28 protein-coding genes are annotated in these 26,447 nt (G+C 65.9%); 17 read left to right on the top strand and 11 right to left on the bottom strand.

The window, feature by feature from the left end:
- Positions 1 to 212: 212 nt before the first annotated feature.
- Positions 213 to 1,712: a FecR domain-containing protein gene (locus Q0743_RS31295; protein ID WP_298245390.1), complete on the top strand. Its 1,500-nt coding sequence runs from the start codon at positions 213 to 215 to the stop codon at positions 1,710 to 1,712.
- 72 nt (positions 1,713 to 1,784) lie between these two features.
- Here Q0743_RS31295 and Q0743_RS31300 read toward each other — a convergent pair whose 3' ends face one another.
- Both Q0743_RS31300 and asd read right to left on the bottom strand, forming a co-directional pair.
- Positions 1,785 to 2,348 (bottom strand): NUDIX hydrolase, encoded by a 564-nt coding sequence (locus Q0743_RS31300; RefSeq protein WP_298245277.1) that lies wholly within the window; start codon positions 2,346 to 2,348, stop codon positions 1,785 to 1,787.
- A gap of 66 nt (positions 2,349 to 2,414) precedes the next feature.
- Positions 2,415 to 3,278 carry an archaetidylserine decarboxylase gene (asd, locus tag Q0743_RS31305; RefSeq protein WP_298245278.1) on the bottom strand — a complete coding sequence of 288 codons (864 nt, stop codon included), beginning with the start codon at positions 3,276 to 3,278 and terminating at the stop codon, positions 2,415 to 2,417.
- Positions 3,279 to 3,313: 35 nt separating this feature from the next.
- On the opposite strand from asd, the gene Q0743_RS31310 reads away from it, so the two are divergent.
- Positions 3,314 to 4,978 (top strand): aminotransferase class III-fold pyridoxal phosphate-dependent enzyme, encoded by a 1,665-nt coding sequence (locus Q0743_RS31310; protein ID WP_298245279.1) that lies wholly within the window; start codon positions 3,314 to 3,316, stop codon positions 4,976 to 4,978.
- A 293-nt stretch (positions 4,979 to 5,271) separates the two neighbouring features.
- On the opposite strand, the gene Q0743_RS31315 is transcribed toward Q0743_RS31310, so the two are convergent.
- The 3 genes from Q0743_RS31315 to Q0743_RS31325 form a co-directional block, all read right to left on the bottom strand.
- Positions 5,272 to 5,931 carry a hypothetical protein gene (locus Q0743_RS31315; protein ID WP_298245280.1) on the bottom strand — a complete coding sequence of 220 codons (660 nt, stop codon included), beginning with the start codon at positions 5,929 to 5,931 and terminating at the stop codon, positions 5,272 to 5,274.
- A 123-nt stretch (positions 5,932 to 6,054) separates the two neighbouring features.
- The gene (locus tag Q0743_RS31320; RefSeq protein ID WP_298245281.1) at positions 6,055 to 6,744 is read right to left on the bottom strand and encodes a methyltransferase domain-containing protein; all 690 of its coding nucleotides are present in this window, start codon (positions 6,742 to 6,744) and stop codon (positions 6,055 to 6,057) included.
- A gap of 33 nt (positions 6,745 to 6,777) precedes the next feature.
- The gene (locus tag Q0743_RS31325; protein ID WP_298245282.1) at positions 6,778 to 7,830 is read right to left on the bottom strand and encodes a glycosyltransferase family 1 protein; all 1,053 of its coding nucleotides are present in this window, start codon (positions 7,828 to 7,830) and stop codon (positions 6,778 to 6,780) included.
- A gap of 274 nt (positions 7,831 to 8,104) precedes the next feature.
- Here Q0743_RS31325 and Q0743_RS31330 point away from each other — a divergent pair, with 274 nt between their 5' ends.
- Positions 8,105 to 8,821, top strand: coding sequence for a L,D-transpeptidase (locus Q0743_RS31330; RefSeq protein WP_298245283.1), 717 nt, complete (start codon positions 8,105 to 8,107; stop codon positions 8,819 to 8,821).
- A gap of 114 nt (positions 8,822 to 8,935) precedes the next feature.
- Positions 8,936 to 9,355 (top strand): c-type cytochrome, encoded by a 420-nt coding sequence (locus Q0743_RS31335; RefSeq protein ID WP_298245284.1) that lies wholly within the window; start codon positions 8,936 to 8,938, stop codon positions 9,353 to 9,355.
- Positions 9,356 to 9,369: 14 nt separating this feature from the next.
- On the opposite strand, the gene Q0743_RS31340 is transcribed toward Q0743_RS31335, so the two are convergent.
- The gene (locus tag Q0743_RS31340) at positions 9,370 to 9,765 is read right to left on the bottom strand and encodes a nuclear transport factor 2 family protein (protein ID WP_298245285.1); all 396 of its coding nucleotides are present in this window, start codon (positions 9,763 to 9,765) and stop codon (positions 9,370 to 9,372) included.
- Positions 9,766 to 9,897: 132 nt separating this feature from the next.
- Between Q0743_RS31340 and Q0743_RS31345 the strand changes: the two genes are divergently transcribed.
- Both Q0743_RS31345 and Q0743_RS31350 read left to right on the top strand, forming a co-directional pair.
- Positions 9,898 to 10,383 carry an Lrp/AsnC family transcriptional regulator gene (locus Q0743_RS31345; RefSeq protein ID WP_298245286.1) on the top strand — a complete coding sequence of 162 codons (486 nt, stop codon included), beginning with the start codon at positions 9,898 to 9,900 and terminating at the stop codon, positions 10,381 to 10,383.
- A complete protein-coding gene (locus Q0743_RS31350; RefSeq protein WP_298245287.1) occupies positions 10,380 to 10,886 on the top strand; it encodes a GNAT family N-acetyltransferase in 507 nt (168 codons plus the stop codon). The genes Q0743_RS31345 and Q0743_RS31350 overlap by 4 nt, the downstream gene beginning before the upstream one ends.
- On the opposite strand, the gene Q0743_RS31355 is transcribed toward Q0743_RS31350, so the two are convergent.
- Together Q0743_RS31355 and Q0743_RS31360 are read right to left on the bottom strand one after the other, a co-directional pair.
- Positions 10,840 to 11,166, bottom strand: coding sequence for a hypothetical protein (locus tag Q0743_RS31355; protein ID WP_298245288.1), 327 nt, complete (start codon positions 11,164 to 11,166; stop codon positions 10,840 to 10,842). The genes Q0743_RS31350 and Q0743_RS31355 overlap by 47 nt on opposite strands.
- Positions 11,159 to 11,953, bottom strand: a complete 795-nt coding sequence (locus Q0743_RS31360) for a thioredoxin family protein (protein ID WP_298245289.1) — start codon at positions 11,951 to 11,953, stop codon at positions 11,159 to 11,161. The genes Q0743_RS31355 and Q0743_RS31360 overlap by 8 nt, the downstream gene beginning before the upstream one ends.
- Before the next feature lie 138 nt (positions 11,954 to 12,091).
- Here Q0743_RS31360 and Q0743_RS31365 point away from each other — a divergent pair, with 138 nt between their 5' ends.
- From Q0743_RS31365 to Q0743_RS31400, 8 genes are all read left to right on the top strand, one after another.
- Positions 12,092 to 13,312, top strand: a complete 1,221-nt coding sequence (locus tag Q0743_RS31365; RefSeq protein WP_298245290.1) for a helix-turn-helix domain-containing protein — start codon at positions 12,092 to 12,094, stop codon at positions 13,310 to 13,312.
- A gap of 28 nt (positions 13,313 to 13,340) precedes the next feature.
- Positions 13,341 to 13,979: a PQQ-binding-like beta-propeller repeat protein gene (locus Q0743_RS31370; RefSeq protein WP_298245291.1), complete on the top strand. Its 639-nt coding sequence runs from the start codon at positions 13,341 to 13,343 to the stop codon at positions 13,977 to 13,979.
- A gap of 143 nt (positions 13,980 to 14,122) precedes the next feature.
- Positions 14,123 to 15,691, top strand: a complete 1,569-nt coding sequence (locus tag Q0743_RS31375; protein ID WP_298245292.1) for a DUF4403 family protein — start codon at positions 14,123 to 14,125, stop codon at positions 15,689 to 15,691.
- A 121-nt stretch (positions 15,692 to 15,812) separates the two neighbouring features.
- Positions 15,813 to 16,922 (top strand): ABC transporter ATP-binding protein, encoded by a 1,110-nt coding sequence (locus tag Q0743_RS31380; RefSeq protein WP_298245293.1) that lies wholly within the window; start codon positions 15,813 to 15,815, stop codon positions 16,920 to 16,922.
- 66 nt (positions 16,923 to 16,988) lie between these two features.
- A complete protein-coding gene (locus Q0743_RS31385) occupies positions 16,989 to 18,038 on the top strand; it encodes an ABC transporter substrate-binding protein (protein ID WP_298245294.1) in 1,050 nt (349 codons plus the stop codon).
- Between the two features lie 25 nt (positions 18,039 to 18,063).
- The gene (locus tag Q0743_RS31390) at positions 18,064 to 19,314 is read left to right on the top strand and encodes an ABC transporter permease (protein WP_298245295.1); all 1,251 of its coding nucleotides are present in this window, start codon (positions 18,064 to 18,066) and stop codon (positions 19,312 to 19,314) included.
- Complete coding sequence (locus tag Q0743_RS31395) at positions 19,311 to 20,138, top strand: ABC transporter permease (RefSeq protein ID WP_298245296.1); 828 nt, start codon at positions 19,311 to 19,313, stop codon at positions 20,136 to 20,138. The genes Q0743_RS31390 and Q0743_RS31395 overlap by 4 nt, the downstream gene beginning before the upstream one ends.
- Before the next feature lie 171 nt (positions 20,139 to 20,309).
- Positions 20,310 to 21,521, top strand: coding sequence for an ABC transporter substrate-binding protein (locus Q0743_RS31400; protein ID WP_298245297.1), 1,212 nt, complete (start codon positions 20,310 to 20,312; stop codon positions 21,519 to 21,521).
- 108 nt (positions 21,522 to 21,629) lie between these two features.
- On the opposite strand, the gene Q0743_RS31405 is transcribed toward Q0743_RS31400, so the two are convergent.
- Both Q0743_RS31405 and Q0743_RS31410 read right to left on the bottom strand, forming a co-directional pair.
- On the bottom strand, positions 21,630 to 22,154 hold the full coding sequence (locus Q0743_RS31405) for a PRC-barrel domain-containing protein (protein ID WP_298245298.1): 525 nt from the start codon (positions 22,152 to 22,154) through the stop codon (positions 21,630 to 21,632).
- 224 nt (positions 22,155 to 22,378) lie between these two features.
- Positions 22,379 to 22,951, bottom strand: a complete 573-nt coding sequence (locus Q0743_RS31410; protein ID WP_298245299.1) for a hypothetical protein — start codon at positions 22,949 to 22,951, stop codon at positions 22,379 to 22,381.
- Positions 22,952 to 23,131: 180 nt separating this feature from the next.
- On the opposite strand from Q0743_RS31410, the gene Q0743_RS31415 reads away from it, so the two are divergent.
- Together Q0743_RS31415 and Q0743_RS31420 are read left to right on the top strand one after the other, a co-directional pair.
- Positions 23,132 to 23,917, top strand: coding sequence for a response regulator (locus tag Q0743_RS31415; RefSeq protein WP_298245300.1), 786 nt, complete (start codon positions 23,132 to 23,134; stop codon positions 23,915 to 23,917).
- A 14-nt stretch (positions 23,918 to 23,931) separates the two neighbouring features.
- Positions 23,932 to 25,254: an ATP-binding protein gene (locus Q0743_RS31420; RefSeq protein ID WP_298245301.1), complete on the top strand. Its 1,323-nt coding sequence runs from the start codon at positions 23,932 to 23,934 to the stop codon at positions 25,252 to 25,254.
- 23 nt (positions 25,255 to 25,277) lie between these two features.
- Here the strand turns inward: Q0743_RS31420 and Q0743_RS31425 are convergent, their stop codons facing one another.
- A complete protein-coding gene (locus Q0743_RS31425; protein ID WP_298245302.1) occupies positions 25,278 to 25,478 on the bottom strand; it encodes a hypothetical protein in 201 nt (66 codons plus the stop codon).
- A 260-nt stretch (positions 25,479 to 25,738) separates the two neighbouring features.
- On the opposite strand from Q0743_RS31425, the gene Q0743_RS31430 reads away from it, so the two are divergent.
- Positions 25,739 to 26,299 carry a lytic transglycosylase domain-containing protein gene (locus Q0743_RS31430; RefSeq protein ID WP_298245303.1) on the top strand — a complete coding sequence of 187 codons (561 nt, stop codon included), beginning with the start codon at positions 25,739 to 25,741 and terminating at the stop codon, positions 26,297 to 26,299.
- Positions 26,300 to 26,447 lie beyond the last annotated feature (148 nt).

Here is a 26,447-nt window from a genome sequence, read left to right on the forward strand (position 1 = left end):
CCACGTTCTTCGTCCGCAATTAAGGCGTGGATGGCCGGGACAAGCCCGGCCATGACGCCGTGGGGATAGCTCGCCTCAAGTCTGTATTCAGCGCGCCGGTTGAATCTTGGGCCCTCCTCCATGCCACGCACGTTCATCCACCATTCAGGTCCCCCCGGCTGATATCAACCGATCTCGCCTCGCGTTCTCACCGGGACCTCTTCGTGACATCAATGCTGGCTTGGCGCCGCTTCGTGTTCGCGCTCGTGCTGCCGGCATTGCCGCTGGCAGGCAGCAGCGCGGCTTGTGCATCGGAGACAATCGAGCTCGCGCAGGCGCAGCCCCAAGCCGAACCCGCGGCCTCGCCGACACCCGCGCCCTCCCCGACGCCCGCCGCCTCGCCGGCATCCGCGGCCGATGCACAATCCACCGCCGTCGAGCCGATCGGAAACGTCGCGACCGTGACGGGGATCGCGACCGTGATCCGCGACAAGAACTCCTATCCGCTGCGCGTGCGCGACGACATCTATCTCAACGATGTCGTGCAGACCTCGTCGAACTCGACGCTCGGCATCACCTTCAACGACGCCACCACGTTCAACCTCTCCGCCTCTTCGAAGATCACCATCGACAATTACGTCTATGAGGACGGCGGCAAGCAGAACTCCGGGATTTTCGACATCGGCAAGGGCACGGTCGCTTTCGTCGCGGCGGCGGTGGCCAAGACCGGCGACATGAAGATCACGACGCCGACGGCGACGCTCGGCATCCGCGGCACCACCGGTGTCGTCGACGTACCCGAAGGCGCAACCGCCGGCGGCGCCAACAACGTCAACATCAAGCTCTATCCCGATGCCGACGGGCGCGTCGGTCACATCGACGTCGACGACCGCACCAGCGGCACGCGGCTCGGTGCACTGACGCAAGGCGCGAGCGGCTTTGCGATCCGCCCCGGCGCCGCCGTTGCCGGCACGATGCGCTTCGCCGCCGTGCCGATCACGATTGCCCCGCAGCAGATTGCGCGCGACCGCGGCTTCGTCAGCCAGGTCCATCTGGCCCAGACCACCGGCCGTCAGATCGTCACCGAGCAGCGCGACTTCCGCCGCGCCAATCCGGCCGCGCTCAGCCGCATTCCGCGCCCCAGCCAGCCGCCGCAGCAACAGCAATTGCGGCCGGCGACCGTGCCCGCGCAGCAGCCGCAGCGCCCGAACGGCCAGCCCGGCCCAAACAACCGTCCGGGCCAGCAGCAGCCGGGCACGCCGGGCCGCCAAGGCGCGCAGCCGCCGCAGCGACAGGGCCAACAAGGTGGCGCGGTACAGCCGGGCGCACCGCGGGCGGGCCAGGGAGTGCAACAAGGAACACGGCAAGGGCAACAGCGAGGCCAGCAACAGGGCCAGCCGCAGCCCGGCCAGCAGCAGCAAGGCGCCGGACGTCCAGGCGCACCGCGGGCCGGCCAAGGCACACGGCCAAACGGCGTGCAGCAAACCCAGCCGCAGCGTGGCGGACAGATTCCCCCCGGAGGAATCGTGCCGGCGCAACCGGGCGGGACGCAGCCAGCAGCCCCGCAGCCACAACAGCCGCGCACCGGCCTGCAGCCCGGCCAGCCGCCCGCGGCTCAACCGCCGAGCATCCAACGCCAAGGCGGATTCCAGCAACGCCTCCCCGCCCCGCAACGCCCGGCAGCCCCGCGCAGACCCGCGTCTGCTCCAAAGGAGAAGAAGGAGCGGCGGTGACGCCTCTGTCCCCGTCATTGCGAGGAGCCCTTGCGACGAAGCAATGACGACGTGGAGAGCTTGCGCGGAAACTCACGCCTCGCCGCGCAGCCAGGCCTTCACCTTCTGCAACAGGCCGTGCCGCAACTCGTCGACGGAGGCAGCTTCGGCCGGAGTCAGCGTCTGCAAGGCTGCGTCCATATCATCGGTCGCCTGTATCGGCTCGCGTGCCGGCGATGGCACCAATCCTGCTGCAGCAAGCGCGATCGGGCCGATCTGCGTCAGGAACGCGCGCTCATATTCACGCGAGAGACGCCCGATCGCATCGTCCAGCGCGAGCCAGTCAACCGCCTTGATGTCGTTCATCAGCTTGCGGACCGGCCCGCCTTCGGCCTCCATCCGCCAGAAATGCACGACCTTGGAGCGACCGCCGGATTGGTAGACGAGCGTGCCCAAGAATTCGTGCACGGCGACGTCGTGGCCGGTCTCCTCCAGCACCTCGCGGTGCGCGGCTTCCTTCGGCGTTTCGCCGTCGTCGAGCTTGCCCTTGGGCAGGACCCATTCATTGCGCTTGCGCTGGCGCACGACCGCGATCAGCGGGACAGAACCTCGCCGCAGCACAATACCACCCGCCGCCATGACCGGCGCCCGCGCCATCACCACATCCGTGTCGTCAATTCGTCCCCACCGAATATATAGGCGGCGGGAACGGCGGATTGAAGGCTACTTTCTCCTCAGCAGCGCCTGGCCGGCGCGAATCCGCGTGCCCTCGGTGATGCCATCGCAGAAAATGAAATCGCCGGGCGCGAGGATGATGATGGTCGAGCCGTGCTCGAACCAGCCGAGCTCCTCGCCCTTGCCCACCTTGACATCGCAAGGGAAGTTGACCGGCCCGCGTGTCTGCGCGTTCAGCACCATGTCGAGAAAGTGCAGGCGAATGCTCGCGACCAGAATCGCCGCGACCGGCACCAGCGTCACGGCCTCGCCGGTCGACAAATGCGTGCGGATGACCGCGCGCTCGTTCTTGCAGAACAGGCGCTCGACCCGCTTCAGCGCGATCGGATTGACGTTCCAGACATCGCCATGGATCAGCGTGACGCGTTCGATATGGGCGTCATGGGGCGCATGGAAGCGGTGATACATGCTCGAAGTCAACCGCAGCGTGACGAAGGAGCCGTTGCGGTGCTGGTCGACCAGCGCGGAATCGCCGACGAGATCGAGCAGCGAGTAAGGCGCGCCCTTGACCTGGAACAGCTCGGTGTCGGCAATCTTCCCGTGGGCGCCGACGATGCCGTCCGACGGACTGGCGACAATGGAGGGATCCGGATCAAACGGCCGCAGGCCCGGCTTCAGCTCCCGCGTGAAACAATCGTGCAGGCTGGTGAAATGATCCTTCCGCGCCTCCGACAGATCGAGATCGGAGAACAGCTTCCACAGCGCGATCGAGAAGTCCCGCACAAACGGATTCTCGATCTTGGAGAACCAGCCCATGAAGCGGGTCAGCGCGGCGCGGGGGATGCGGTTGGTCAACAGGAAGTTGAGGTCTTCCTGCTGGGTGAAAGAGGCGATGAGGGCTTTGACTGTCATGAATCTGTCAGCTCGCAGTATTAGCGCTTGTTGTCATGGAAACGACACTCCCGATTCTCTCGATGTCCGTGGCCGCCGCAGCGTCCGCTGCCGCCGTCCTCCCGAAGATCAAGGCGCGGGTCGAACTGTCCCGCGCCAAGCACCGCTCGCTCGCCGGACACTCCAAGATGTCGCGCCGGGTGGCAAAGCTGCTCCCGTTCTACGAGTTCGGAGAGAGCGATTATTTCTCCTGCGACGGCGCGCCGGCGAATATCGCCGCGCAGCGTAAGGACGCCTTCTTCCGCCTCGCCAGGCTTTACGTCGAGCGCTACCCGAAGGGCCGCGCGATGACGAAGCAAGCGGCGGAGACGATCTCCGACCTGAACTTCACCGAGAGCTACCGCGTGCCGTTCCAGTTCTCGCGCCTCGTCCGCGAGCATCTGGGCACCTCGACCTTCATGGAATCGTCCAGCGGCGTCACCGTCACCGATGTCGACGGCAACACTTCGTACGACCTCACCGGGTCCTACGGCGTCAACATCTTCGGCAACGACTTCTACAAGGAGTGCATCGAGGGCGCCGAGAAGCGGGCGCATATGCTTGGGCCCGTGCTCGGTCCCTACCACCCCGTCATCCTCGATAACGTGCAGCGGCTCCGCCAGATTTCCGGCCTCGACGAGGTCTCGTTCCACATGTCCGGCACCGAGGCCGTGATGCAGGCCGTGCGCCTCGCGCGCTACCACACCCGGCGCACCCATCTGGTTCGTTTCGCAGGCGCATATCACGGCTGGTGGGGCGACGTGCAGCCCGGCGTCGGCAATCCCATTGCCGCGCACGAGACCTACACAATCGCCGAGATGTCGGAGAAGACGCTCCATGTGCTGAAGACGCGCAAGGACATTGCCTGCGTGCTCGTCAATCCGCTGCAGGGCCTGCATCCGAACGCGAACGCTCCCGGCGATTCCTCGCTGGTCGATTCCTCGCGTGGCGGCAATTTCGATCGCGCGGCCTACACTGAATGGCTCAAGAAGCTGCGCGAGGTCTGCGACCAACGCGGCATCGTCCTGATCTTCGACGAGGTCTTCGTCGGATTCCGTCTCGCCGCAGGTGGCGCGCAGGAATATTTCGGCGTCAAGGCTGACATGGTGACCTACGGCAAGAGCCTCGCCGGCGGCCTGCCGGTCGGCGTGGTCTGCGGCAAAAGCGAGCTGATGCGCCGTTTCCGCGACGACCGTCCCGCCGACATCTGCTTCGCCCGCGGCACCTTCAACTCGCACCCCTACGTCATGACGGCGATGGACGAGTTCTTGAGCCGCCTCGCCAGCCCGAATTTTCGCGCGGTCTATGACGGCCTCGATGAAACCTGGAACGGCCGGGTCCAGATGCTCAACCAGATGATGGAGGGCGCCGACCTGCCGGTGCGGTTCGCCAACTTCTCGTCGATCTGGACGGTGAAATACACCACGCCGTCCCGCTACAACTGGATGCTGCAATATTATCTGCGCGCCGAGGGCCTGGCCCTGAGCTGGGTCGGCACCGGCCGGCTGATCTTCAGCCTGAACTACACCGACGCCGACTTCGCCGAGGTTGCGGAGCGTTTCGTCCGCGCCGCGCAGAGGATGAAGGCCGACGGCTTCTGGTGGCATGACGGCGCGCTCACCAACAAGCAGATCAAGCGGCAGATCCTGAAAGAGATGCTGGCCAAGCGTTTTGGGCGCTGAGGTCTCGCTCCGCTCGCCACTCGCCCCGAACACCGCTGCCAACTCCCCCTCGCCCCGCTTGCGGGGAGAGGGTCGGGGTGAGGGGGACTCTCCGCGCGCGCGCTGAGAATTGGCGGACACCCCACTAGCAGCACCCCCGCGGAGAGCCCCCCTCACCCGCCGCGCTGCGCGCGTCGGCCTCTCCCCGCGCGCGGGGAGAGGCGAAGGAATACCCCCCAAGACGTGGATGCCCGGGACAAGCCCGGGCATGACGTAATCATCAGACATCGGAGTATCTTGTGAGACCAGCGCGCTCAGGCGTGCTGCTCTTCGAGCGTGGGCTCGCCGATGAGGCCCAGCGTGTGCTCGGGGTTGAGGTGCAGGCCGGGATCCATCAGCTCGCCGCGCATCAGCGCCAGCGGCGCACCGCGATAGAGCATCAAATCGTGGAAGGGGTCGGTCAGGATCTTGGTCATCCAGACCAGACCGGTCTCGACGTCGCGGATGAAGAACAGGTGCACGGTACGGAACAGAAGGCCGCCGCCGCCGACCACGAGCCAGATCTTGGCAACCTGCCGCATGAAGTCGGTCGCGCTCGCCCAGGGCGTGAACAGGCCGAACAGCGTGGGATCGGCGAACAGCACCAGCGGCGAGGCCGCCCAGATCGCCATCAGCACCACCTTGCGCTGCAAATTGTAACCGACCTTGATCTCTTCCTTGTACTCGTGCGTGGCCTGGTTGATGTGGTCGTAATCGTGCGGCTCGAAGAAGAAGTGACCGGCCTGGCGAGAGGTCATCGAGACCAGCCAGCCGACCAGCGCGGAGACCACGGGGTCGATGAACAGCCAGACATAGGCGAAGAGGAAGCTCAGCGCGCTGATGAAGTGCAGGCTCTGATTGATACGGCTGTGGTGATAATAGCGATGGTCGTCCCAGCGCTGGATCCGCAGCTGCTCGAGATAATTCTTGATCATGCTCTTCCCCAAGATGCTTTCGGATACGGGGTTAAAGGGATTCGATGTACGCCGTGTGACAACATCATCTTGTCATGTGACGACACGCAGCGGCGCGATGACGCACGACGCCCGCGCTTCAGGTCACGCCGCTTTCGCGACGTCGACCTTGCGGAAGCGCACCAGGGAGAAATGGCCGAGCGGCGGAATCAGGCGGCGCTCGGCGAGCTCCATGCCGCGCGCACCGGCCAGCCATTTCGCATAACGCGACCAGGCGAACTCGGCGGTGCGGAAGCCGAGCGGACGCACCACCGGCTGCAGCTTCTGCTCGATGAAACGGCGCATGCCGGCATCCGCGCTGACGCGGGTCAGGATGATCAGCTCGCCGCCGGGACGCAGCACGCGGGCGAATTCGTCGAGCGCCTTCTCCGGGTTCGGCACCGCGGTCACGACATATTGCGCCATCACGACGTCGAAGGAATTGTCGGGGAATTCGAGCTTCTCGGCGTCCATCACCGCGAGACCCTCGACGTTCTTCAGTCCGCCCTCGGCGACGCGCTGGCGCGCCTTGTCCAGCATCGCTTCCGAAATGTCGGTGCCGAAGATGCGCAGGTTCGGCGCATAGAGCGGCAGCGAGATGCCGGTGCCGACGCCAACCTCGAGCACGCGGCCGCCGATCTTGTTGGTGGCGGCGATCGCGGCCTGCCGGCCCTTGGCGAACACGCCGCCGAACACGAGATCGTAGACCGGCGCCCAGCGATCGTAGGCTTGCTCGACCGTGCCGCGGGTGAGGTCGAGCTGCTGGGTGCCGTCAAGGTTCATGATCTTGGCCATCGGTGAGGTTCTCGCTGTGGGTCGAATGAAAGATCAGCCGCGCACCGGCCGCCGCGCCATGCGAGGCGAGGCGCGCAGGACGCGGCTGGGCTGAAGGGAGGTGAGATTGCCGACGAACTGGCGCGCGCTGTTCTCCCAGGAGCGCTCCAGCGCAAAGTTGCGGCAGGTCTCGCGCGACATGGTGAGCGCGCGCAGGCACGCGGTGCGCAAATCGTGATCGATCGCGCCGATCGGATGATCGGCGATGACGTCCTTCGGACCCGTGACCGGAAACGCCGCAACCGGCGTGCCGCAGGCCAGCGCCTCGAGCTGCACCACGCCGAACGTATCGGTCAGGCTCGGAAACACGAACACGTCGGCGGCGGCGAGATGCGCGGTGAGATCGGCACCCTTCTTCTCGCCGAGGAAGACCACATCGGGATATTTCTTTTCGAGCGCGGCCTTCTGCGGACCGTCGCCGACGACGACCTTGGTGCCGGGCAGATCGAGCGAGAGGAACGCTTCGAGATTTTTCTCCACCGCGACGCGGCCCATGGTCATGAAGATCGGATGCGGCAGATCGAGCTTGGCGGGGCTATCCGGATGGAACAGCTTGGTGTCGACGCCGCGGGTCCAGAAGCCGAGCCGCTTGAAGCCGCGCTCGGACAGCTCCTGCCGCAGGGAGGGCGTCGCCACCATGGTCATGGCGGCAGCATCGTGGAAGTGGCGCAGCACGGCATAGCCGACCGACGCAGGGATGCCGGTCCGCACCGAGACATATTCGGGAAAGCGCGTGGTGTAGGAGGTGGTGAAGGCGAGCCGGTTGCGACGGCAATAGGCCCGCGCCGCCCAGCCGATCGGCCCTTCGGTTGCGATGTGCAGGGCTTCCGGCGCGCACCTCTCGATCCGCCGCGCGACCTCCTTCGCCGAAGGCAGCGCAAAGCGCAGGCCCGGATAGGTCGGCAGCGGCCAGGACGGAAAGCCGTCGGGGGTGAGGAAGTCGATCTCGACGTCGAGACCCCTGGCCGCGTTCGCCAGCGAGGTCAGTGTCCGGACCACGCCGTTGACCTGTGGATGCCAGGCGTCGGTCGCGATTAATACCCGCATGGGAAAATCCCGAGAGTTTGATGATTCTCGGCTTTCGACCATCAACCATGGATATTTCAGGCGTGTGACGTCACAGAAGTGTCGGCCACCGGTTTTGTGCGGCGCCCGGTGGACCGGGCCACGAAACTGTCATGAAACAATTCTTGCCGCCGTGAAGCCGTTTTCGGTTTTCCGCGCAAATCTCCCGAAACGTTTTTCCGTTAGTGATCCAGGCAACAGAGCACCGCAACGGTGCCGCGGTGGCCGAGACCACCGAGCAAACAGGGGCGATCACATGTTCAATCTGGACACGTTCAAGACGTTTTCGGGCGCCGTTGCTTTTGGCGCAGTCGCGGTCTCCGCAATCGCATTCGCGGGTAGCGCCAAGGCCGCGCCCGTGCAGCTCTTCCCGTTCTTCCAGCCGCTGCCGCCGATCACCGCGCCGCAGCCGTTCCAGCCCTACCAGCCCTATCAGGCGCCGACCTACCAGACCGAGCCGTCCGAGGATCAGGACGCGGTCGAGATGCCGGCCCGTTTCCGCCGCCAGACCGTCTCCTATGCGACGCGTGAGGCGCCGGGCACCATCATCATCGATACGCCCAACACCTACCTCTATTACGTGCTCGGCAACGGTCAGGCGCTCCGCTATGGCATCGGCGTCGGCCGCGACGGCTTCACCTGGTCCGGCGTGCAGTCGGTGACCCGCAAGGCCGAGTGGCCGGCCTGGACCCCGCCGCCGGAGATGATCGCCCGCCAGCCGTATCTGCCGCGCCACATGGCCGGCGGCCCCGGCAATCCGCTCGGCGCCCGCGCCATGTATCTCGGCGGCACCATCTACCGCATCCACGGCACCAACGCCCCCGACACCATCGGCAAGCGCGTCTCCTCCGGATGCATCCGCATGACGAACGACGACGTCACCGACCTCTATTCCCGCGTCAACGTCGGCACCAAGGTCGTGGTGCTGCCGATGACGGAGCGCCGCGCGGAGCTCAGAACCACGACGCGCTGAACCGACAGGACATTGTGACGCAAACGGCCCCGGAACCCCGCCGGGGCCGCTTTCGTTTGCCCCCGACAAGTCGACGCCCGCTTGCTGCGGCGCGGATCTCCGACGGAGGCGCACATGCAATCACGCCTGCAATCCTCGCGATATCGGCCTCTGCACGGCTTGGCCAGCGCAGCCCTGCTGACGCTGCTCCTGTGCGCGTCCTCCTCGCTCGCGCAGCAGCCCGCGGGCGATGAGGGCGGTCAACAGGCCTTCAACAATTCCTGCCGCACCTGTCACTCCGCGAAAGAAGGCGACAACCGTCTCGGTCCCAACCTCAACAAGATCGTCGGGCGCAAGGCCGGCTCGCTGCCGGACTACAACTACTCCTCGTCGATGAAGGAAGCCGGCTTCGTCTGGGACCAGGACAAGCTGACGCGCTTCATGGTCAAACCGGACGAGGTGGTGTCCGGCAACAAGATGCAGCCCTATGGCGGGATTTCGGCTGAGGAAGCCGCTAAGGTGGTCGCGTATCTGCAATCGACGGGCGGGCGATAGGATTCCCCGCAGCGCTACGGCTGCGAGGGCTCGTATCGCCGCTCGACCTGGAACGATTTCGCCGTGATCAACCAGGCATCGTTGACGCGGTGATAGGCGAGGTAGTCGACGTATTGGAGCAGATCGATTCGCACGCGTACCTTCACCAGCGCCTGCGCCGGCGAGGCCATGTCGATCAGCAATATCTCCCGAAGTCGCGGAGCGTCCTTGGACTTGGGCGACGGGGTCGACGCCAGCAGCGCTCTGTAGTCACGGGCCGGCAATATCCGCAGTTCAGCGTCGCGAAACCCGTGGAGCTGCGCGGTCGGCGCAAAGACGCGGTCGAACTGCGAAACGTCATTGTCGTACATCAGCGTGAAGTAACGCTCGACGGCCGCCAGCAGCGGCGCAAGGGTCGGGCCTTCGGTCATGTCTCACTCCATCAGCGGCGGGGTCGGAGCAATCCATCCCATGGAAAGCCGAGGCATGTCCTTGCGAACTAGGCTAGTCTCGATGGCTCCGGCGCAACATCGCGCCCTTCTTGACCCAACGGGATGCGGTTCATGCCAAAATGCGAGCTGGATGCGATCGACCGGCGCATCGTCACCGAACTCCAGGGCAATGCGCGATTGAGCAACATCGAGCTGGCGGACCGGGTCGGCCTGTCGCCCTCGCCCTGCCTGCGCCGCGTGCGGCGACTGGAGCAGGACGGCTATATCGACGGCTACCGCGCCTCGTTGCGGCGCGGCCGTCTCGGGCTCGGCTTCTCGGCCTTCCTCGGCGTCAAGATCAAGGGCCATGCCAACGACCAGGCGCTGAGCTTCGAACGAACCGTCGTCGCCATGCCGGAAGTCGTTGCCTGCCACCTTGTCGCCGGCGAGGCCGACTACCTCCTCGAAATCGTGGTGCCCGAGCTCGAGGACTATCAGCGTTTCCTCGTCGACAAGCTGCTCAACCAGCCCATCGTGCAGGAGGTTCGCAGCAGCATCGCGATCCAGACGCTGAAGGCGGGCGCGCCCCTGCCGCTGGCACACCTCTCATCGCCATGATCCGCCTGCTCACGCCGGCGGACGCCGCACTCTACCGCACGATCCGGCTGGAAGCGCTCGCGACCCATCCCGAGGCGTTTACCAGCACCTTCGAACGCGAGCAGGCGATGCCTCTCGCCTGGTTCGAGGAGCGCCTCGCGACCTCGGACGTGTTCGGCGCGTTCGGCGCGGACGCGCTCGTGGGGACCGCCGGCTTCCGCCGGGAGGACGGCGCGAAGACCGCGCACAGGGCGGTGCTCTGGGGCATGTATGTGCGGCCCGACGCGCGGAAATCCGGCATCGGGCGACGGCTCGTCGACGCCGTCGCAGCGCATGCGGCAAGCCGCGTCGAGCAGCTTCATCTCGTCGTCGTCAGCGAGAACCGGCCCGCATTGCGGCTCTACACGGCGGCCGGCTTCGTCGAATATGGTCGCGGTATGAAGGCGCTGAAGCAGCACGGCCGATACCATGATGAGGTCATGATGGCCTTGTTCTTCGAAGACGACGCGCGGCGGTCTCGGTGATTCCGGGGCCGTTCTCGCGCCGCCGCTCCGCGATCAGCCTCAACCACGCGGCCGAATGAAACGCGCTCATCAGCAGATACATCGGCACCATCCCGCCGAGCAGAGACCCCTGCCCGGCGCCGCACAGCATGTCCGCCGGACCGCTGCCGAGCATGGCGGTCGATAGCGCCATGATCGCGAAGGTCGGCGTGGCCGCCAGCGCCAGCCATCGGGCGACATGGCGCGCCACCGTCGCGCCATCGCGGCTGGCGCCAGCCGTTGCGCTCGGAAGACTAGTCACGACCTTCCGCCGCCTCCCGGCGAAACGCCTTCTCGCCGGCATCGGAGATCTCGACCCATTTCTGGTCGGGCGCGCCGCCATCTTCGTAGCTGTCGTGCCAGTTCCACCATTTGTAGGTCGGCGTCTGCGGATAGCCCTTCGGCGAATCCTCCCAGACCTCCTGCCGGCCGAGCGGGGTGATGTCGAGATAGTTCCAGGTGCCGCCCATCTGCTCGTCGCCCCGACTCTTGACGAAATAGGTGCGGAAGATGCGGGTCCCGTCGCGGTAGAACACGTTGGTGCCGTGCCATTCGTCGACGCCAAAATCGGCATCGAAGCTGTCGGTAACGGTGACCCAGGGCATGGTCCAGCCCATCCGCTGCTTCAACCTGCTGATGTCGGCCTGCGGCGCGCGCGAGGCGAACACCAGCGTGGTGTCGCGGGCATTCAGATGCGCGACATGGGCGACCTGGTCGGCCACCATGGAGCAACCGCGGCAGGCATGATCGGGCCAGCCGAACACACCGGGCTCGAAGAAGGCGCGATAGATGATCAACTGCCGCCGCCCCTGGAACAGGTCGGCGAGACTGAGCTTGCCCCCGGGCCCCTCGAACGCATAGGTTTTGGTCACTTCCATCCATGGCATGCGCCGGCGCTCAGCGGCCAAGGCGTCGCGGGCACGGGTATGCGCCTTTTCCTTCACCAGCAGCTGCTGACGGGCCGTCTCCCAGTCCTGCGGCGACACCACCGACGGTGTCTGCATCACAGCGTCTCCGTTATTCCGTTCGTTTTGGGCTAATGTCATCATGACTCTCCAAATCTTCTGCCTGGGAGATCGGCCCAGCGTCTCGCGGAACCGAATCCCTTCACCGCACATCGTCGGCGGACAACGATTTCTGGCACCGCGCGGTTGCGCGGTGGGAGTAACAAGTGTGGCGGGATTTGAATGGAGTCGCTGATCACGGCCGCCGCACGTGCGTTAGAGGCGGGCGATCCGCTCGGCGCGCTGAACCGCGTTGCGCTGCGCAACGATGCGCCGTCGCTGGCCCTGCGCGGCATCGCGATGGCGCAGCTCGGCGATCTCGCCAAGGCCAAGTCGCTGCTGCGTAACGCCGCGCGCGCGTTCGGCCCGCGCGAAGCGGTTGCGCGCGCCAGATGCGCGGTCGCTGAAGCCGAGATCGCGCTGGTCTCGCGCGATCTCGGCTGGCCGGACAAGACACTCGCCGCGGCGCGCGCCACCCTGGAAAAGCACGGCGATCTCGCCAACGCGGCTCATGCAAGCCACATCGCGGCGCGGCGTCTGCTCCTGCTCGGACATATCGACGAGGCCGAGCGCATGCTCGCCAATCCCGGAAAGGTGCCGCTGCCGCCTGCCTCCCAAGTCGTCCGCGACCTCGTGCTGGCCGGCATCGCCATACGGCGACTCCGAACCAAGGACGCGCGCACGGCGCTGGCGCAGGCGGCCCGCGCGGCGCAGCAGGCCGATATCCCCGCGCTCACGGCCGAAGTCGATGCCGCAAGCCGCGTGCTGGACGTGCCAGCGGCACGGCTGATCGTGCGCGGCGACGAGCGGCCCCTGCTGCTGGAGGGGATCGAGGACCTCGCGACATCCGAGGCGCTCGTCATCGACACCTTCCATCATTCGGTCCGCAGGCGCGGCACCGTGGTGCCGCTCGGCACCCGGCCGGTGCTGTTCGCGCTCGTCCGCATCCTGGCGCAGGCGTGGCCCGCGGACGTCTCGCGGCAGACGCTGATCGCGGGCGCGTTTCACGCCCGGCACTTCGATGAATCGCATCGCGCGCGGCTGCGGGTCGAGATCGGACGGCTCCGCACCAAGCTCGAACCGCTTGCCGACGTGAGCGCAACCAAGGACGGCTTTGCACTGGCGCCACACAAGACGCTCGACGTCTTCGTGCTGGCGCGACCCGTCGAGGAAAAGCACGCCGCTGTTCTCGCCTTCCTCTCCGACGGCGAGCCCTGGTCGAGCTCGGCGCTCGCGCTGGCGCTGGCAACGAGTGCGCGCACGGTGCAGCGGGCCCTTGACGAGCTTGCGCGGTCGAACAAGGTGCAATCGTTCGGACACGGACGGGCGCGGCGCTGGCTGACTCCGCCCGTCCCGGGTTTCCCGACAGGCTTGTTACTCCCCACCCCGCTGCTGAAGACGTAGGATGAGTGACATCAGAGGGAGCGAGCACATGAAACGTTTAGCCGCCGAGATCGTGAGGGAGTATGGTCCATATCCGGGCGTGGAGGCCGTGCATGGCGTCACCTATGACGGCAGCCATATCTGGTTCGCATCCGGCGACAAGTTGAACGCGGTCGATCCTGATAGCGGCAAGGTCGCGCGCTCAATCGATGTCGCCGCGCATGCGGGCACGGCGTTCGACGGCCGGCACCTGTTCCAGATCGCCGAGGATCGCATCCAGAAGATCGATGCGGCTTCGGGCAAGGTGCTCGCCACCATTCCTGCGCCGGGCGGCGGCAGCGATTCGGGCCTCGCCTGGGCCGAGGGCTCGCTGTGGGTCGGGCAATATCGCGAGCGCAAGATCCATCAGGTCGATCCCGAAACCGGCAAGGTCCTCCGCACCATCGAGAGCAAGCGCTTCGTGACCGGGGTGACCTGGGTCGACGGCGAACTCTGGCACGGCACCTGGGAGAACGAGGAAAGCGACGTCAGGCGGATCGACCCGGCGACCGGCAAGGTACTCGAGCAGCTCGACCTGCCCGCCGGAACGGGCGTGTCCGGGCTGGAGTCCGATGGCGGCGACCGCTTCTTCTGCGGCGGCGGCGCTAACGGCAATGTGAGAGCGATCCGTCGTCCGCGGCGCGGCTAGCATCGCCATTAACGGTACGAACACGTGGCAACGCTGCGTTCGAGGCCGTTAACCCGTTCGCCGCAATTCCACCCCACCGGTGCGCTCTAGCGCCCCGCTCGCCCGCCCTGTAAAATCCTCCGGCGGGGCGGCCTGGGGGAGTGATGCGACTAACGTTGAATCTGAAGACGATCCTGATCGGCGTCGCGGTGCTCGCGGCGTCGTTCTTCATCAGCCTGAAGGTGATGGATCTGCTGTCGCCGCGCGCGACGAATTCCGCACCGCCGGTCGCGCAATTGCCGCCATTGCCGCCGGTCGCGAAGAGCTCGATCGTGATCGCCCCGGTCGCCATCGCGCTGTCGGCGATCCGCGACCAGGCCGAGAAGGCCGCGCCGCGCAACTTCGCTGGGAAGGCCGACAACCCGATCTCGCAGATCCTGGAGAACGCCGACATCGGCTGGACCGCCGTGCGCGGGCCGATGGCCGCCAGCGGCGACAAGGACGTGCTGACGATCTCGACGCCGCTGACCGGCAAGCTGAACGTGACGGGCTCGCTGTCGGCGAAAGCCACCGGCGCGCTCGGCGACGCGCTCGGCAGCGTGCTTGGCGGCGACGCCGCAAAACGGATCGGCGCCGTCAACATCAAGAATCTCAACGCCAGCGCGGAGATCAAGGGCAACGTGGTCGTCACCTCGCGCCCGAAGCTCGCGGCCAACTGGCATCTCGAGCCCAATCTCGGCGCCCAGGTCAATCTCGGCGACACCAACCTCAACGTCGCCGGCGCCAAGGTCAACGTGCCGGCGCAGGTGAAGCCGCTGATCGACAAGAATGTCGCCGAGCAGATCAACATCGTCTCCGAGCGCATCCGCAACGATCCTTCCCTGCGCGAGAATGCGAAGCTGCAATGGGCCAAGGCGTGCCGCTCGATCCCGCTGCAGGGCTCGGGCGCCTCGGCCGCGCTGCCGCCGCTCTGGCTGGAGATGAAGCCGATCCGCGCCATCGCCGCGCAGCCGCGCGTCGATGCCCAGGCCGTGACCCTGCTGATGGGCCTCGAAGCGGAAACGCGCGTCACCTCGACGCCGACCAAGCCGGACTGTCCGTTCCCCGACAAGATCTCGATCGTGCCGCCGACCGGCACCGGCGTGAGCATCGGCGTTCCCATCGACGTGCCCTTCACCGAGATCAACAAGCTGATCGCGGCGCAAATGGTCGGCCACACCTATCCGGAGGACGGCTCGGGGCCTGTCGACGTCACCGTGAAGAGCGTCAACGTGGTCCCCTCGGGCGAGCGGCTGCTTATCTCGCTGCTGGTGCGCGCCAAGGAGAAGAAGAGCTGGCTCGGCCTCGGCGCCGAAGCGACCGTGCACATCTGGGGCCGGCCGGTGCTCGACCAGGCGCAGCAGACGCTGCGGCTGACCGACATCCAGCTGGCGGTGGAATCCGAGGCGGCATTCGGCCTGCTCGGCGCAGCAGCCCGCGCGGTGGTGCCGCAGATGCAGCAGGCGCTGCTGCAGAAAGCGACGCTCGACCTGAAGCCGATCGCCGCCAATGCGCGCGAGAAGATCGCGGGCGTGATCGCCGACTTCCAGAAAAGCGAGGACGGCGTCAAGGTCGACGCCAGGATCGAGAGCCTGACGCTCGCCGACATCGCCTTCGATTCCAAGACGCTGCGCGTGGTCGCGGAAGCCGGCGGAACGCTGAATGTGTCCGTGACGAAGTTGTCGGGAATGTAGCGTACCTTCACGCACCAGCCCCAGCGCGCGCCGCTGGCATTCTCATCCGAGGATGCTAAGCTGCCGCTCGGCAACCTCGAACGAGGTGCTGACAGCATTGTAGCGGCAAGCCGAGGACAACATGGAAGCCGGCATGGTGACGCCCGCGCCGGCATTGGTGCGCTTTTCCGGCATTCAGAAGACCTATGATGGCGAGCATCTCGTGGTGAAGAACCTCGATCTCGACATCAGGAAGGGCGAGTTCATCACCCTGCTCGGCCCGTCGGGCTCGGGCAAGACGACCACGCTGATGATGCTGGCCGGCTTCGAGGTTCCGACCCATGGCGAAATCTATCTCAGCGAGCGGCCGATCAAGAACATGCCGCCGCACAAGCGCGACATCGGCATGGTGTTCCAGAACTATGCCTTGTTTCCGCACCTGACGATCGCCGAGAATATCGCCTTCCCGCTGTCCGTTCGCAACACGAGCAAGGCGGAAGCACAGGAGCGCGTCACCGCCGCGTTACGCATGATCAAGATGGAAGCGATGGCGCACCGGCGGCCCGGGCAATTGTCCGGCGGCCAGCAGCAGCGCGTGGCGCTGGCCCGCGCGCTGGTCTTCAATCCGCAGCTCGTGCTGATGGACGAGCCGCTCGGCGCCCTCGACAAGCGCCTGCGGGAGCAGATGCAGCTGGAGATCAAGCAGTTGCACGAGCGGATGGGCATCACGATCGTGTACGTCACCCACGATCAGAGCGAAGCGCTCACCATGTCGGACCGCATCGCCGTGTTCAACGACGGCATCGTGCAGCAGATCGACAGACCCGACGCGCTGTACGAGCATCCGGTGAACAGCTTCGTCGCCCATTTCATCGGCGAGAACAACGTGCTTTCAGGCACCGTCGAGGCGGTCGACAAGGATTATTGCCGCGTCGCGCTGGCGGGCGGTGGCACTGTCACCGCGCGGGCGGTCAACATCTCGGGCGCGGGCGCGTCCACCTCGCTGTCGGTGCGGCCGGAGCGGATCGCCATTGTCCCGGATGGCAGCTCCGGCGACGGACCGAACCGGCTGCCGGCAAGAGTGCAGAACACCATCTATCTCGGCGACCACGCGCTGGCCGTGCTCGAGGTCGCAGGGAACGGCGAGTTCATGGTCAAGCTTCAGCCGGGAGCGCATCATGACCTCACACACGGCGAAAGCGTCTTCATCACGTTCCGTCCGGAGGATTGCCTCGCCCTCGATCCGGTCTGATGCAACGCAAGGCGGCCCTCGGACAATCAACCTCAACGCAACTCACACGAAGAAGGAACGAAGACCATGCTGAACCGCAAGATCGCTCTGGGTTTCGCCGCGGCGTTCAGCGCCAGTGCGGCGCTGGTGACGGTTGCCCAAGCGCGCGACCTCACCGTCGTGTCGTGGGGCGGCGCCTATCAGGATGCCCAGAAGAAGGTCTATTTCGAGCCGTTCAAGAAGGCGGCGGGCGTTGCGATGAACGACGAGTCCTGGGATGGCGGCGTCGGCGTGTTGCGCGCCAAGGTGCAGGGCGGCGCCGCCACCTGGGACGTCGTCCAGGTCGAGAGCGACGAGCTCGCGGTCGGCTGCGAGGAAGGCCTGTTCGAGAAGATGGATTATACCAAGATCGGCGGCGAGGCGGCCTATATCCCGCCTTCAGTCAATCCGTGCGGCGTCGGCGCCATCCTCTACGATTTCGTGCTCGGCTACGACAAGGACAAGCTGAAAGAGGCCCCGAAGGGCTGGGCCGACTTCTTCGACACCAAGAAGTTCCCGGGCAAGCGTGCCTTGCGCCAGGGCCCGAAGACCACGCTGGAGATCGCACTCATGGCTGATGGCGTCCCGCCGAAGGACGTCTACCATGTGCTGGCGACGGACGACGGCGTCGATCGCGCGTTCCAGAAGCTCGACACCATCAAGGGCGACATCGTTTGGTGGAAGGCCGGTGCCCAGCCGCCGCAACTGCTCGCCTCCGGCGAAGTCGTGATGACCTCGGTCTATAATGGCCGCATCGACACCGCCAACAAGAACGAGAAGAAGAATTTCGGCATGGTGTGGGACGGCGCGCTGTTCACGCTCGACAGCTGGGTCATCCTGAAGGGCAGCCCGAACAAGGACGCGGCCTACAAGTTCCTGGACTTCGCCGGCAAGGCGGAGAACCAGGCAAAGCTGTCGGAAAACATTTCCTATGGCACCTCGAACAAGGACGCAGCCGGCAAGCTCGCGCCCGCCGTCCTGAAGGACCTGCCGACCGCGCCTGACAACATCAAGAATGCCGTCGAGATCAACGTTGCGTTCTGGCTCGAGAACATCGACCGCCTGACCGAGCGCTTCAACAAATGGGCCGCGAAGTAGCGCGCGGCCCCGCAAGGCTCGAAGCATGACGGATGCGTCCCTGACCCGGACCGAAGTGCCGCTCAAGCGCCAGCTGAAGCGCGCCGAGCGGGCACGGCAGGTCAAGGCCCTGGCGCTGGTCCTGCCGCTTCTCGTCTTCCTGCTCTTCACTTTCGCCGGACCGATCGCCGGCATGCTTTGGCGCGCGATCGAAGATCGCGAGGTGCGTCAGGTTCTGCCTCACACCATTGCCGCTCTCGCCAATTGGGACGGCAAGGACCTGCCGGACGAGAAGGCCTACGCGGCGCTGGCGAGCGACATTCAGGCCGCCCGCGCCGCCGGCACGATCGCGATCGCGGCCAAGCGGCTCAACTACGCACTGAATGGTTTTCGCACCATCCTCACCGGCACGTCGCGCAATCTGAAGGCGATGCCGGAACCGGGCGCGGCCAGGGAGACATTGGTCAAGATCAACCCGGCCTGGCGCGAGCGCGGCACCTGGACGACGATCAAGGATGCCGGCGGCCCGGTGACCGGCTTCTATTTGCTGGCGGCGCTCGACCTGACGCGGAACGCGGACGGGGCGATCGTCGCGGCGCCGCCGGACCAGGCGATCTACCGCGAGGTTTTCGCCCGCACCTTCCTCATCAGCCTCAGCGTCACTGCACTCTGCCTGATCCTCGGCTTCCCGGTCGCCTACCTGCTGGCGACGCTGCCGCCTGCCAGATCGAACCTGCTGATGATCTTCGTCCTGCTGCCGTTCTGGACCTCGCTTCTGGTCCGCACTTGCGCGTGGATCGTGCTGCTGCAGAGCAAGGGCGTCGTGAACGACAGCCTGCACTGGCTCGGCATCATCGACGAGCCATTGCGCCTGATCTACAACCGCTTCGGCGTCTGCGTGGCGATGACCCATGTGCTGCTGCCATTCATGATCCTGCCGTTGTACAGCAGCATGAAGGCGATCTCGCCCGCTTACATGCGTGCTGCCGCTTCACTCGGCGCGCCGCCGGTCACCGCTTTCCTGAGGATCTACCTGCCCCAGACCCTGCCCGGCATCGGCGCGGGAAGCCTGCTCGTCTTCATCCTGGCGCTCGGCTACTACATCACACCGGCGCTCGTCGGCGGCGCTGCCGACCAGATGATCAGTTATTTCATCGCGCTCTACACCACCGAAACCGCCAATTGGGGTCTCGCCTCCGCGCTCGGCGCCGTGCTGCTGCTGGCCACGATCTTGCTGGCTCTCGTCTACGGCAAGCTGGTGCAAGGCCAGCAGGTGACGGGAGGCATGAAGAATTGAGCGACAATTCCACCCTGCGCACGCCCAGCCAGCGCATCGCGTGGACCGCGACCATAGCGGTCTCCGCGCTGGTGTTCGTGTTCCTGATCGCGCCGATCCTGGCGATCATGCCGCTGTCCTTCAGTTCCAGCTCGTATCTCACCTATCCGCTGCCCGGCGTCTCCTTGCGCTGGTACGACGACTTCATCACCTCGCCACGCTGGATGAATGCGCTGAAGAACAGCGTGATCATCGGCGTCGCCTCGACGGCGCTGTCCATGGTGCTGGGCACGCTGGCCGCACTCGGGCTGGCGCAATGGAAGAGCCGCTTCAAGCCGCTGGTGCTCGCCTTCGTGCTGTCGCCGGTCGTCGTGCCCGGCGTCATCACCGCAGTCGGCCTCTATTTCTTCTTCGCGCCGATCGGCCTCACCGGAAGTTATATCGGCCTGATCCTGGCGCACACCGCGCTGGCGACGCCCTTCGTGGTGATCACGGTCGGCGCGACGCTGCAGAGCTTCGACACCAATCTGGCGCGCGCTGCCGCCTCGCTCGGCGCCTCACCGCTGCAAGCGTTCCGCCGCGTGATCCTGCCGCTGATCCTGCCCGGCCTCGCATCGGGCGCGCTGTTCGCCTTCGCGACCAGCTTCGACGAGGTGGTGATCGTGCTGTTCATGGCAGGCCCCGAGCAACGCACCCTGCCGCGCGAAATGTTCAGCGGCATCCGCGAGAACATCAGCCCGACCATCACCGCAGCAGCCGTGATCCTGACGACGATCTCGGTCATCCTCCTCGCCACCCTGGAAGCCCTGCGCCGGCGCAACGAGCGGCTGAAGGCCGGCGGCTGAGAGGCTGCACCCTTATTCCTTCCCCCCTTGTGGGAAAAGGGACAAGGAACACCGCTCGCCCCGTCTGATTTTGCATTCGGCTATGGCGCGCACCGCTTAGCTGCCGCGACCGATTGCCGCTACAACTCCTCTCGCAACAACGCCCAAACAACAACACACAGGGAGAAACACATGCAAAAACTCATCGCCGCGGTTGCGGCCGGCCTTGCGCTTGCCGCCACCTCCGGCGCCGCGCAGGCGCAGATTTCAGACGAGATCGTCAAGATCGGCGTGCTCACGGACATGTCGAGCCTCTATGCGGACGCGACCGGCAAGGGCTCGCTCGCCGCGGTCGAGATGGCGGTCGCCGATTACGGCGCCAAGGTCGCCGGCAAGCCGGTCGCCGTGGTCGCCGCCGACCACCAGAACAAGCCCGACGTCGGCGTCAACATCGCCCGCAACTGGTACGACAACGACAAGGTCGACGCGATCCTGGACGTGCCGACGTCGTCGGTGGCACTGCCGATCTCGGCGCTGACGCGCGAGAAGAACAAGATCAACATCAATTCGGGCGGCGGCTCATCCGACATCACCGGCGTTGCCTGCTCGCCCAATACCGTGCACTGGACCTACGACACCTACGCGCTGTCGAACGTCGCCGGCAAGGCGATGGTCAAGCGCGGCGAGGACAGCTGGTTCTTCGTCACCGCCGACTACGCCTTCGGCATGGCACTGCAGCGCGACGCCGCCAACGTCGTCAAGGAGAGCGGCGGCAAGGTGCTCGGCGAGGTCCGACATCCCCTCAACTCGTCGGACTTCTCCTCCTTCCTGCTGCAGGCCCAGGCCTCCAAGGCCAAGGTGGTCGCGCTGGCGAATGCCGGCGGCGACACCACCAATGCACTGAAGCAGGCGGCCGAGTTCGGCCTGACCCAGGGCGGCCAGAAGATGATCGCGCTGCTCCAGGAGATCACCGACACGCATTCGCTCGGCATCAAGGCGACACAGGGCCTGATCGTCACCGACGCCTTCTATTGGGACATGAACGACGAGACGCGCGCCTTCTCCAAGCGCTTCAACGAGAAGGTCGGTCACATGCCGACCATGATCCAGGCCGGCCTCTATTCCGCGACCATGCACTATCTGAAGGCGATCGACGCCATCAAGTCCGACGAGGCCCCGAAAGTGATGGAGCAGATGCGCAAGACGCCGGTCAACGACTTCTTCGCCAAGGGTGGCAAGATCCGCATCGACGGCCGCATGGTCCACGACATGTATCTGTTCGAGGTCAAGAAGCCCGAAGAATCCAAGGGCGAGTGGGACCTCTACAAGCTGATCGCCACCGTGCCGGGCGACGAGGCGTTCCGTCCGCTCGACAAGGGCGGCTGCCCGCTGGTGACGCATTGAGCGCCTTCCCCTCTCCCCGCTTGCGGGGCGAGGTGAAGACACAACAGACACGACAATGCGCCCGGTGAAAACCGGGCGCACGTCGTCTGGGCCGTCAGTCGAGCCTGATTACTCCGAGTATTTGAACTCGGGCATGTTCTTCAGCTCGTCCTTGCTGGCATTGAACACGGCGTGGTCGGGGTACCACTTCGAGGTGGACGACGTCGTGGTCGCGGCCGGCTTGGTGTCGGCGGTGCCGGTCGCGGCGCCGGTCGTGGTCGTCGTCGCGGGCTTGGTGGTGGTGGTCGAGGCAACCGCCTCGTTGACGAACTTCAGCTTCTCATAGGGCACGGCAACCAGATGCTCGCCCATGCCGAGGAAGCCGCCGACGCCGATCACGGCGATCTTGATGTCACCGCTCTTGTCCATCAAGAGATCGCTGATCGTGCCGATGTTCTCATTGGCTTCGTTGTAGACCTTCAGGCCGTCCATCTTCGAGGTACGCCACTGACCGGACGCTGTCGTGGTGGTCGTCGTGGCGGTCGTTGCCGCTGGCGCCGCCTTGTCCATGGTGGCGGTCGGCGATTGTGCGAACGCAACGGTGGCAAACAGAGCGGTGCCGGCGAGGCCGGCGGCGATCGATTTCATCAACATGTTGTCCTCTCCTTCACGAAAAACTCGTGTGGAGAAAACAGCGCTGATCACTCGCAGTTCCTCGCGCGCCGCAATTTCGTCGCGCAATCCGCGAGCGCAAAACGTCGCGCATGTTCCTGCGTCACCCAGTAACATTCGCGACGCACGGTTCCCCGCCGACGATCATGCGCCCTGGGTGAAGCATGATCGCGGCGAGGACCCGCGCCGACCCGCGTCGCTCGGGGTCAGCTCTTGTAGTCGATCAGCAGCGCGGAGAAATCGGAGTTGCCGGACGAGCTGCCGTTGGCGCCGTAGGACGCGCTCGAGGATTGCGACTGCTGGAGCGCCTGCAGGAACTGCTGCAGGATCTCGGCGGTGGTCTGGTCGCTGGAGCTGCTGCTGGTCGTATCCGTGGAAGACGCCGAATCCGAAGAGCTCTCATCCGGTGGCGGGCCGGGCGGCGGTCCGCCTGCGCCACCGGGGCCACCCGCCCCGCCCGGACCGCTTGCGAAGGCGGACTGAAACACGCCCTTGAGCGCTTCGGCCTGGTCCGAGGTCAGCGTCCCGTTCGACACCTCGTTCGAGATCAGGTCGTCGATCTTCGACTGCAGATCATCCTTGGAGGGACGCGTGCCGCTCGACTGGTCGCTCGACCGGCTCTGCTGGAGCGCCGTGTCGATGTCGGTCAGCGCGGTCGAGAGCGCGGACTGGTCCGAGGACGAGATCGTGCCGGCGGACACTTCCGACTGCAATTCCTGCTGCAACCGCTGCAGCGGCGACTGGTAATTACCGGCGGAGGCCGCCGAAATCGAGGTCATGATGGCTCCGTGGGTTTTGCGGGGTTTCTTGTGCGCGGCTGCCACGGTATGGTTAACGGGCTTAACGAGATCTTGCCGCTCCGCGACGGCGCGATTGCCGCCTGTTGCGGGAAGCCGGACAGAAACAATCCGAAACAAAAATCTTCGCCATTTGGCCCGAATCTTGGACAAACAAAGCGCATGGCCATTCCCAATCCCAACATCCTGGTCGTCGAGGACGACCGCGAAACCCGGACGTTAATTGCGAAGTACCTGCGCAACAACGCCTGCAACGTCACCGCCGTGAGCGACGGGCGCGAGATGTCGCGCGCCATGGCCGATCACCGCGTCGACCTCATCATCCTCGACGTCATGCTGCCAGGCGAGGACGGCCTCAGCCTGTGCCGCAAGGTGCGTGCCGAGGCGCAGACGCCGATCATCATGCTGACCGCGCGCGGCGAGGACGTCGACCGCATCGTTGGCCTCGAGATGGGCGCGGACGACTATCTGTCAAAGCCCTTCAACCCGCGCGAGCTGCTCGCCCGCATCAACGCGGTGCTGCGCCGCCAGGCCGCGGCTCAGGCGGCGAGCTCGATCGAAGGCGCCTCGGCGCTCACCTTCGAGGGCTGGCACATCGACCTGCGGCTGCGCGAGCTGCGCAATCCCGAAGGCGCGCGCGTCGCGGTGACCAGCGCCGAGTTCGATCTGCTCCGCACGTTCTGCGAACGGCCCGGCCGGGTGCTGTCGCGCGACAGCCTGCTCGACCTCACGCAGGGGCGCAACACCGGATCGTTCGAGCGCTCCATCGACGTGCTGGTCAGCCGCATCCGCCGCAAGATCGAGCCCAATCCGGCCGATCCCACCCTCATCAAGACGGTGCGCTCGGGCGGCTATCTGTTCACGCCGCGGACGCAGGTCGCGGGCCTTCAAGCGGCAGGCACCCAGGCAGCAGGCACTGAAGCGATTGCGGCGCCCCTGAGCAATTGAAGGGGACGCCGACGATGAAGCCGTTCGCGTTCTTTCACCTCAAGGGGATCGGCGGGCAGATTGCCGCGCTGGTGCTGGCTTCGACCGTCGCGCTCCATCTCGTCGTCACCACCGCCTTCCTGATCAGCAGGCCGGACCGCCCCGACGCGCCGCCGGACGGCGCGCATCAATTGACCGATGCCGCGCTGCTGCTCGGCTCGGCCGAGGCGAGCGAGCGTCCGCGCCTCGTTGCCGACCTCGCCCGCGCCTTCCCCAAGCTCGGCATCGAAATGCTCGCGCCCGGCACCGCGAGCGTCGCTGAGAGCGACAATCAGCACCTGCGCGCGATGCGCCGCCATCTCGGGCGCGGCTACAAGGCGGTCCAGCTCGCCCCGGCCGGCAGCGAATCCCGCGTCGGCGTCGAATTGCCCGACGGCACCATGATCGCTGGACATGTCGATGGCGGGCCACGGCCATGGCTCTGGGGTGCGCCCTGGCTGATGGCGCTGATGACCGCCTTCATCTGCGTCACCGTGCTCGGCCTGTGGGCGGCGCGGGCGCTGGCGGCTCCGCTGTCGTCCTTCGCCAAGGCCGCCGAGAATTTCAGCCTGGACGGCGGCGCCGAGCCGCTGCCCGAGCGCGGCCCGGAAGAGATCCGCTCGGTGGCGCGCGCGCTCAACCGCATGCATGAGCGGATCGCGCGGCTGATGTCGGACCGCACGCGGATGCTGGCCGCGATCAGCCACGATCTGCGCACGCCGATCACGCGGCTGCGCCTGCGTGCCGAGTTCATCGAGGACGAGGGCAACCGCAAGCGCATGCTGATGGATCTCGACCAGATGCGCGCGATGCTGGAAAGCGTGCTGTCGCTGCTGCGCAACGACCGCAAGATCGAGGCGGTGACGCTGGTCGACATCGCCAGCACGCTGCAGCTCGTCGCCGACCAGTTCGGCGACATGGGCCATGTCGTGCATTATGACGGGCCGGCCTCCGCCACCGCCGCCGCGCGGCCCGACGATCTGCACCGCGGCGTCACCAACCTCGTCGAGAACGCGGTGCGCTTCGGCGCCGAGGTGACGATCCGCCTCGACATCTCCGGCACCACGCTGGTCATCGACGTCGAGGACGACGGCCCCGGCATTTCGGACGCGCGCAAGCAGGAGATGCTGGAGCCATTCGTGCGCGGCGACGACGCGCGGACCATGGACGAGTCCACCGGCTTCGGGCTCGGCCTGTCGATCGCGCGCGCGATCGCGCTCGCCCATGGCGGCGAGCTGTCGCTGCACGACCGCGAGCCGCATGGCCTCATCGTGCGGATGCAATTGCCGCTGTGGCAGCAGCCGCGACTGGCGGCCTGAACTCCTGACCCAAGAACCGTCGCTTACGCCGCGAGCGGCGGATGCTCGACGGCGACCTCGTCGAAGATGGCGACCGCCTCGAAGCGGTAGTTGCAGGCGTGGCAGGTCCAGAGATAGCTGACGCGTCCCTCGCCCGGCTCGATCCAGTCGGGTTGCGGGATCGGCGTGCCGCATTGGGCACAGGGGTTCTGCCTGGGGATCTCGCTGAGGACTGCTTTTGTCATGGCACCTTTTGTCATGGCACCTCTCCCGATTTGCCGCGTCTTCCTACTCGCTTTTGCGCAGCTGCGCGAATAGACAGTCATGCTGCCGCGAGTGGTCCGCCCTGAGGGAACCTGTACGCCAGCATTGAGTCGTAACAGCGGCTCGGCGCCGCAAAATCGTTAACGGCGGCGTTTGGTCACATCATCGCCGCGTTCGGCAGGCCTATCGGCAGCCGGGCGCAGGCGGTTCAAGCAGCCATTCAGGGACGTCTGGATATCTCATGAAAATTTTACGCGTTGCCGCGCTGCTCGCGGCCGGACTGACATTGCCGCAGGCCGCGTTCGCGGGCGAGGCCGAGTATGCGGAGATGGTCGCGATGCATGCCCGCGCCAACGGCGTGCCGGAGGCGCTGGTGCACCGCGTGATCATGCGCGAGAGCCGTTATCAGCCGCATCTCGTCGGCCGCGGCGGCACCATCGGCCTGATGCAGATCAAGCTCGCGACCGCGCGCGGGGTCGGCTACACCGGCGATGCCGCGGGCTTACGCGATCCCAACACCAACCTCACCTATGCCGTGAAATACCTCGCCGGCGCCTATCGCGCCGCCAATGGCGATCACGCCCGCGCCGTGCGCTATTTCGCCGGAGGCTATTACTACGCCGCCAAGCGCCAGCGGCAGGAGGCCGTGCAGGTCGCCACGATGAGCGAGACCATGGGCCAAGGGGCTATGGGTCAACCCTGGCTCGAGCCGAACGGCAATCCGCAGCCGATGTTCGGCAATGCGCCGCATAAGAAGCTGGCCCAGCGCGTCCGCAATGCGCGGGCGCAGGCCGCTCAGTAATTCTCGTGTCCCGGACAAGCAGCAGCGCAAAGCGCTGCTGCGCAGAGCCGGGACCCAGAAGCTACGAGCACTGGGCCACATGGGCCCCGGCTCAGCAGCGCACCACTACGTGATGCGCTGCGTCCGGGGCACAGGGTTCCCACAACAC

Source organism: uncultured Bradyrhizobium sp., from assembly GCF_936943645.1.
GTDB lineage: Bacteria > Pseudomonadota > Alphaproteobacteria > Rhizobiales > Xanthobacteraceae > Bradyrhizobium.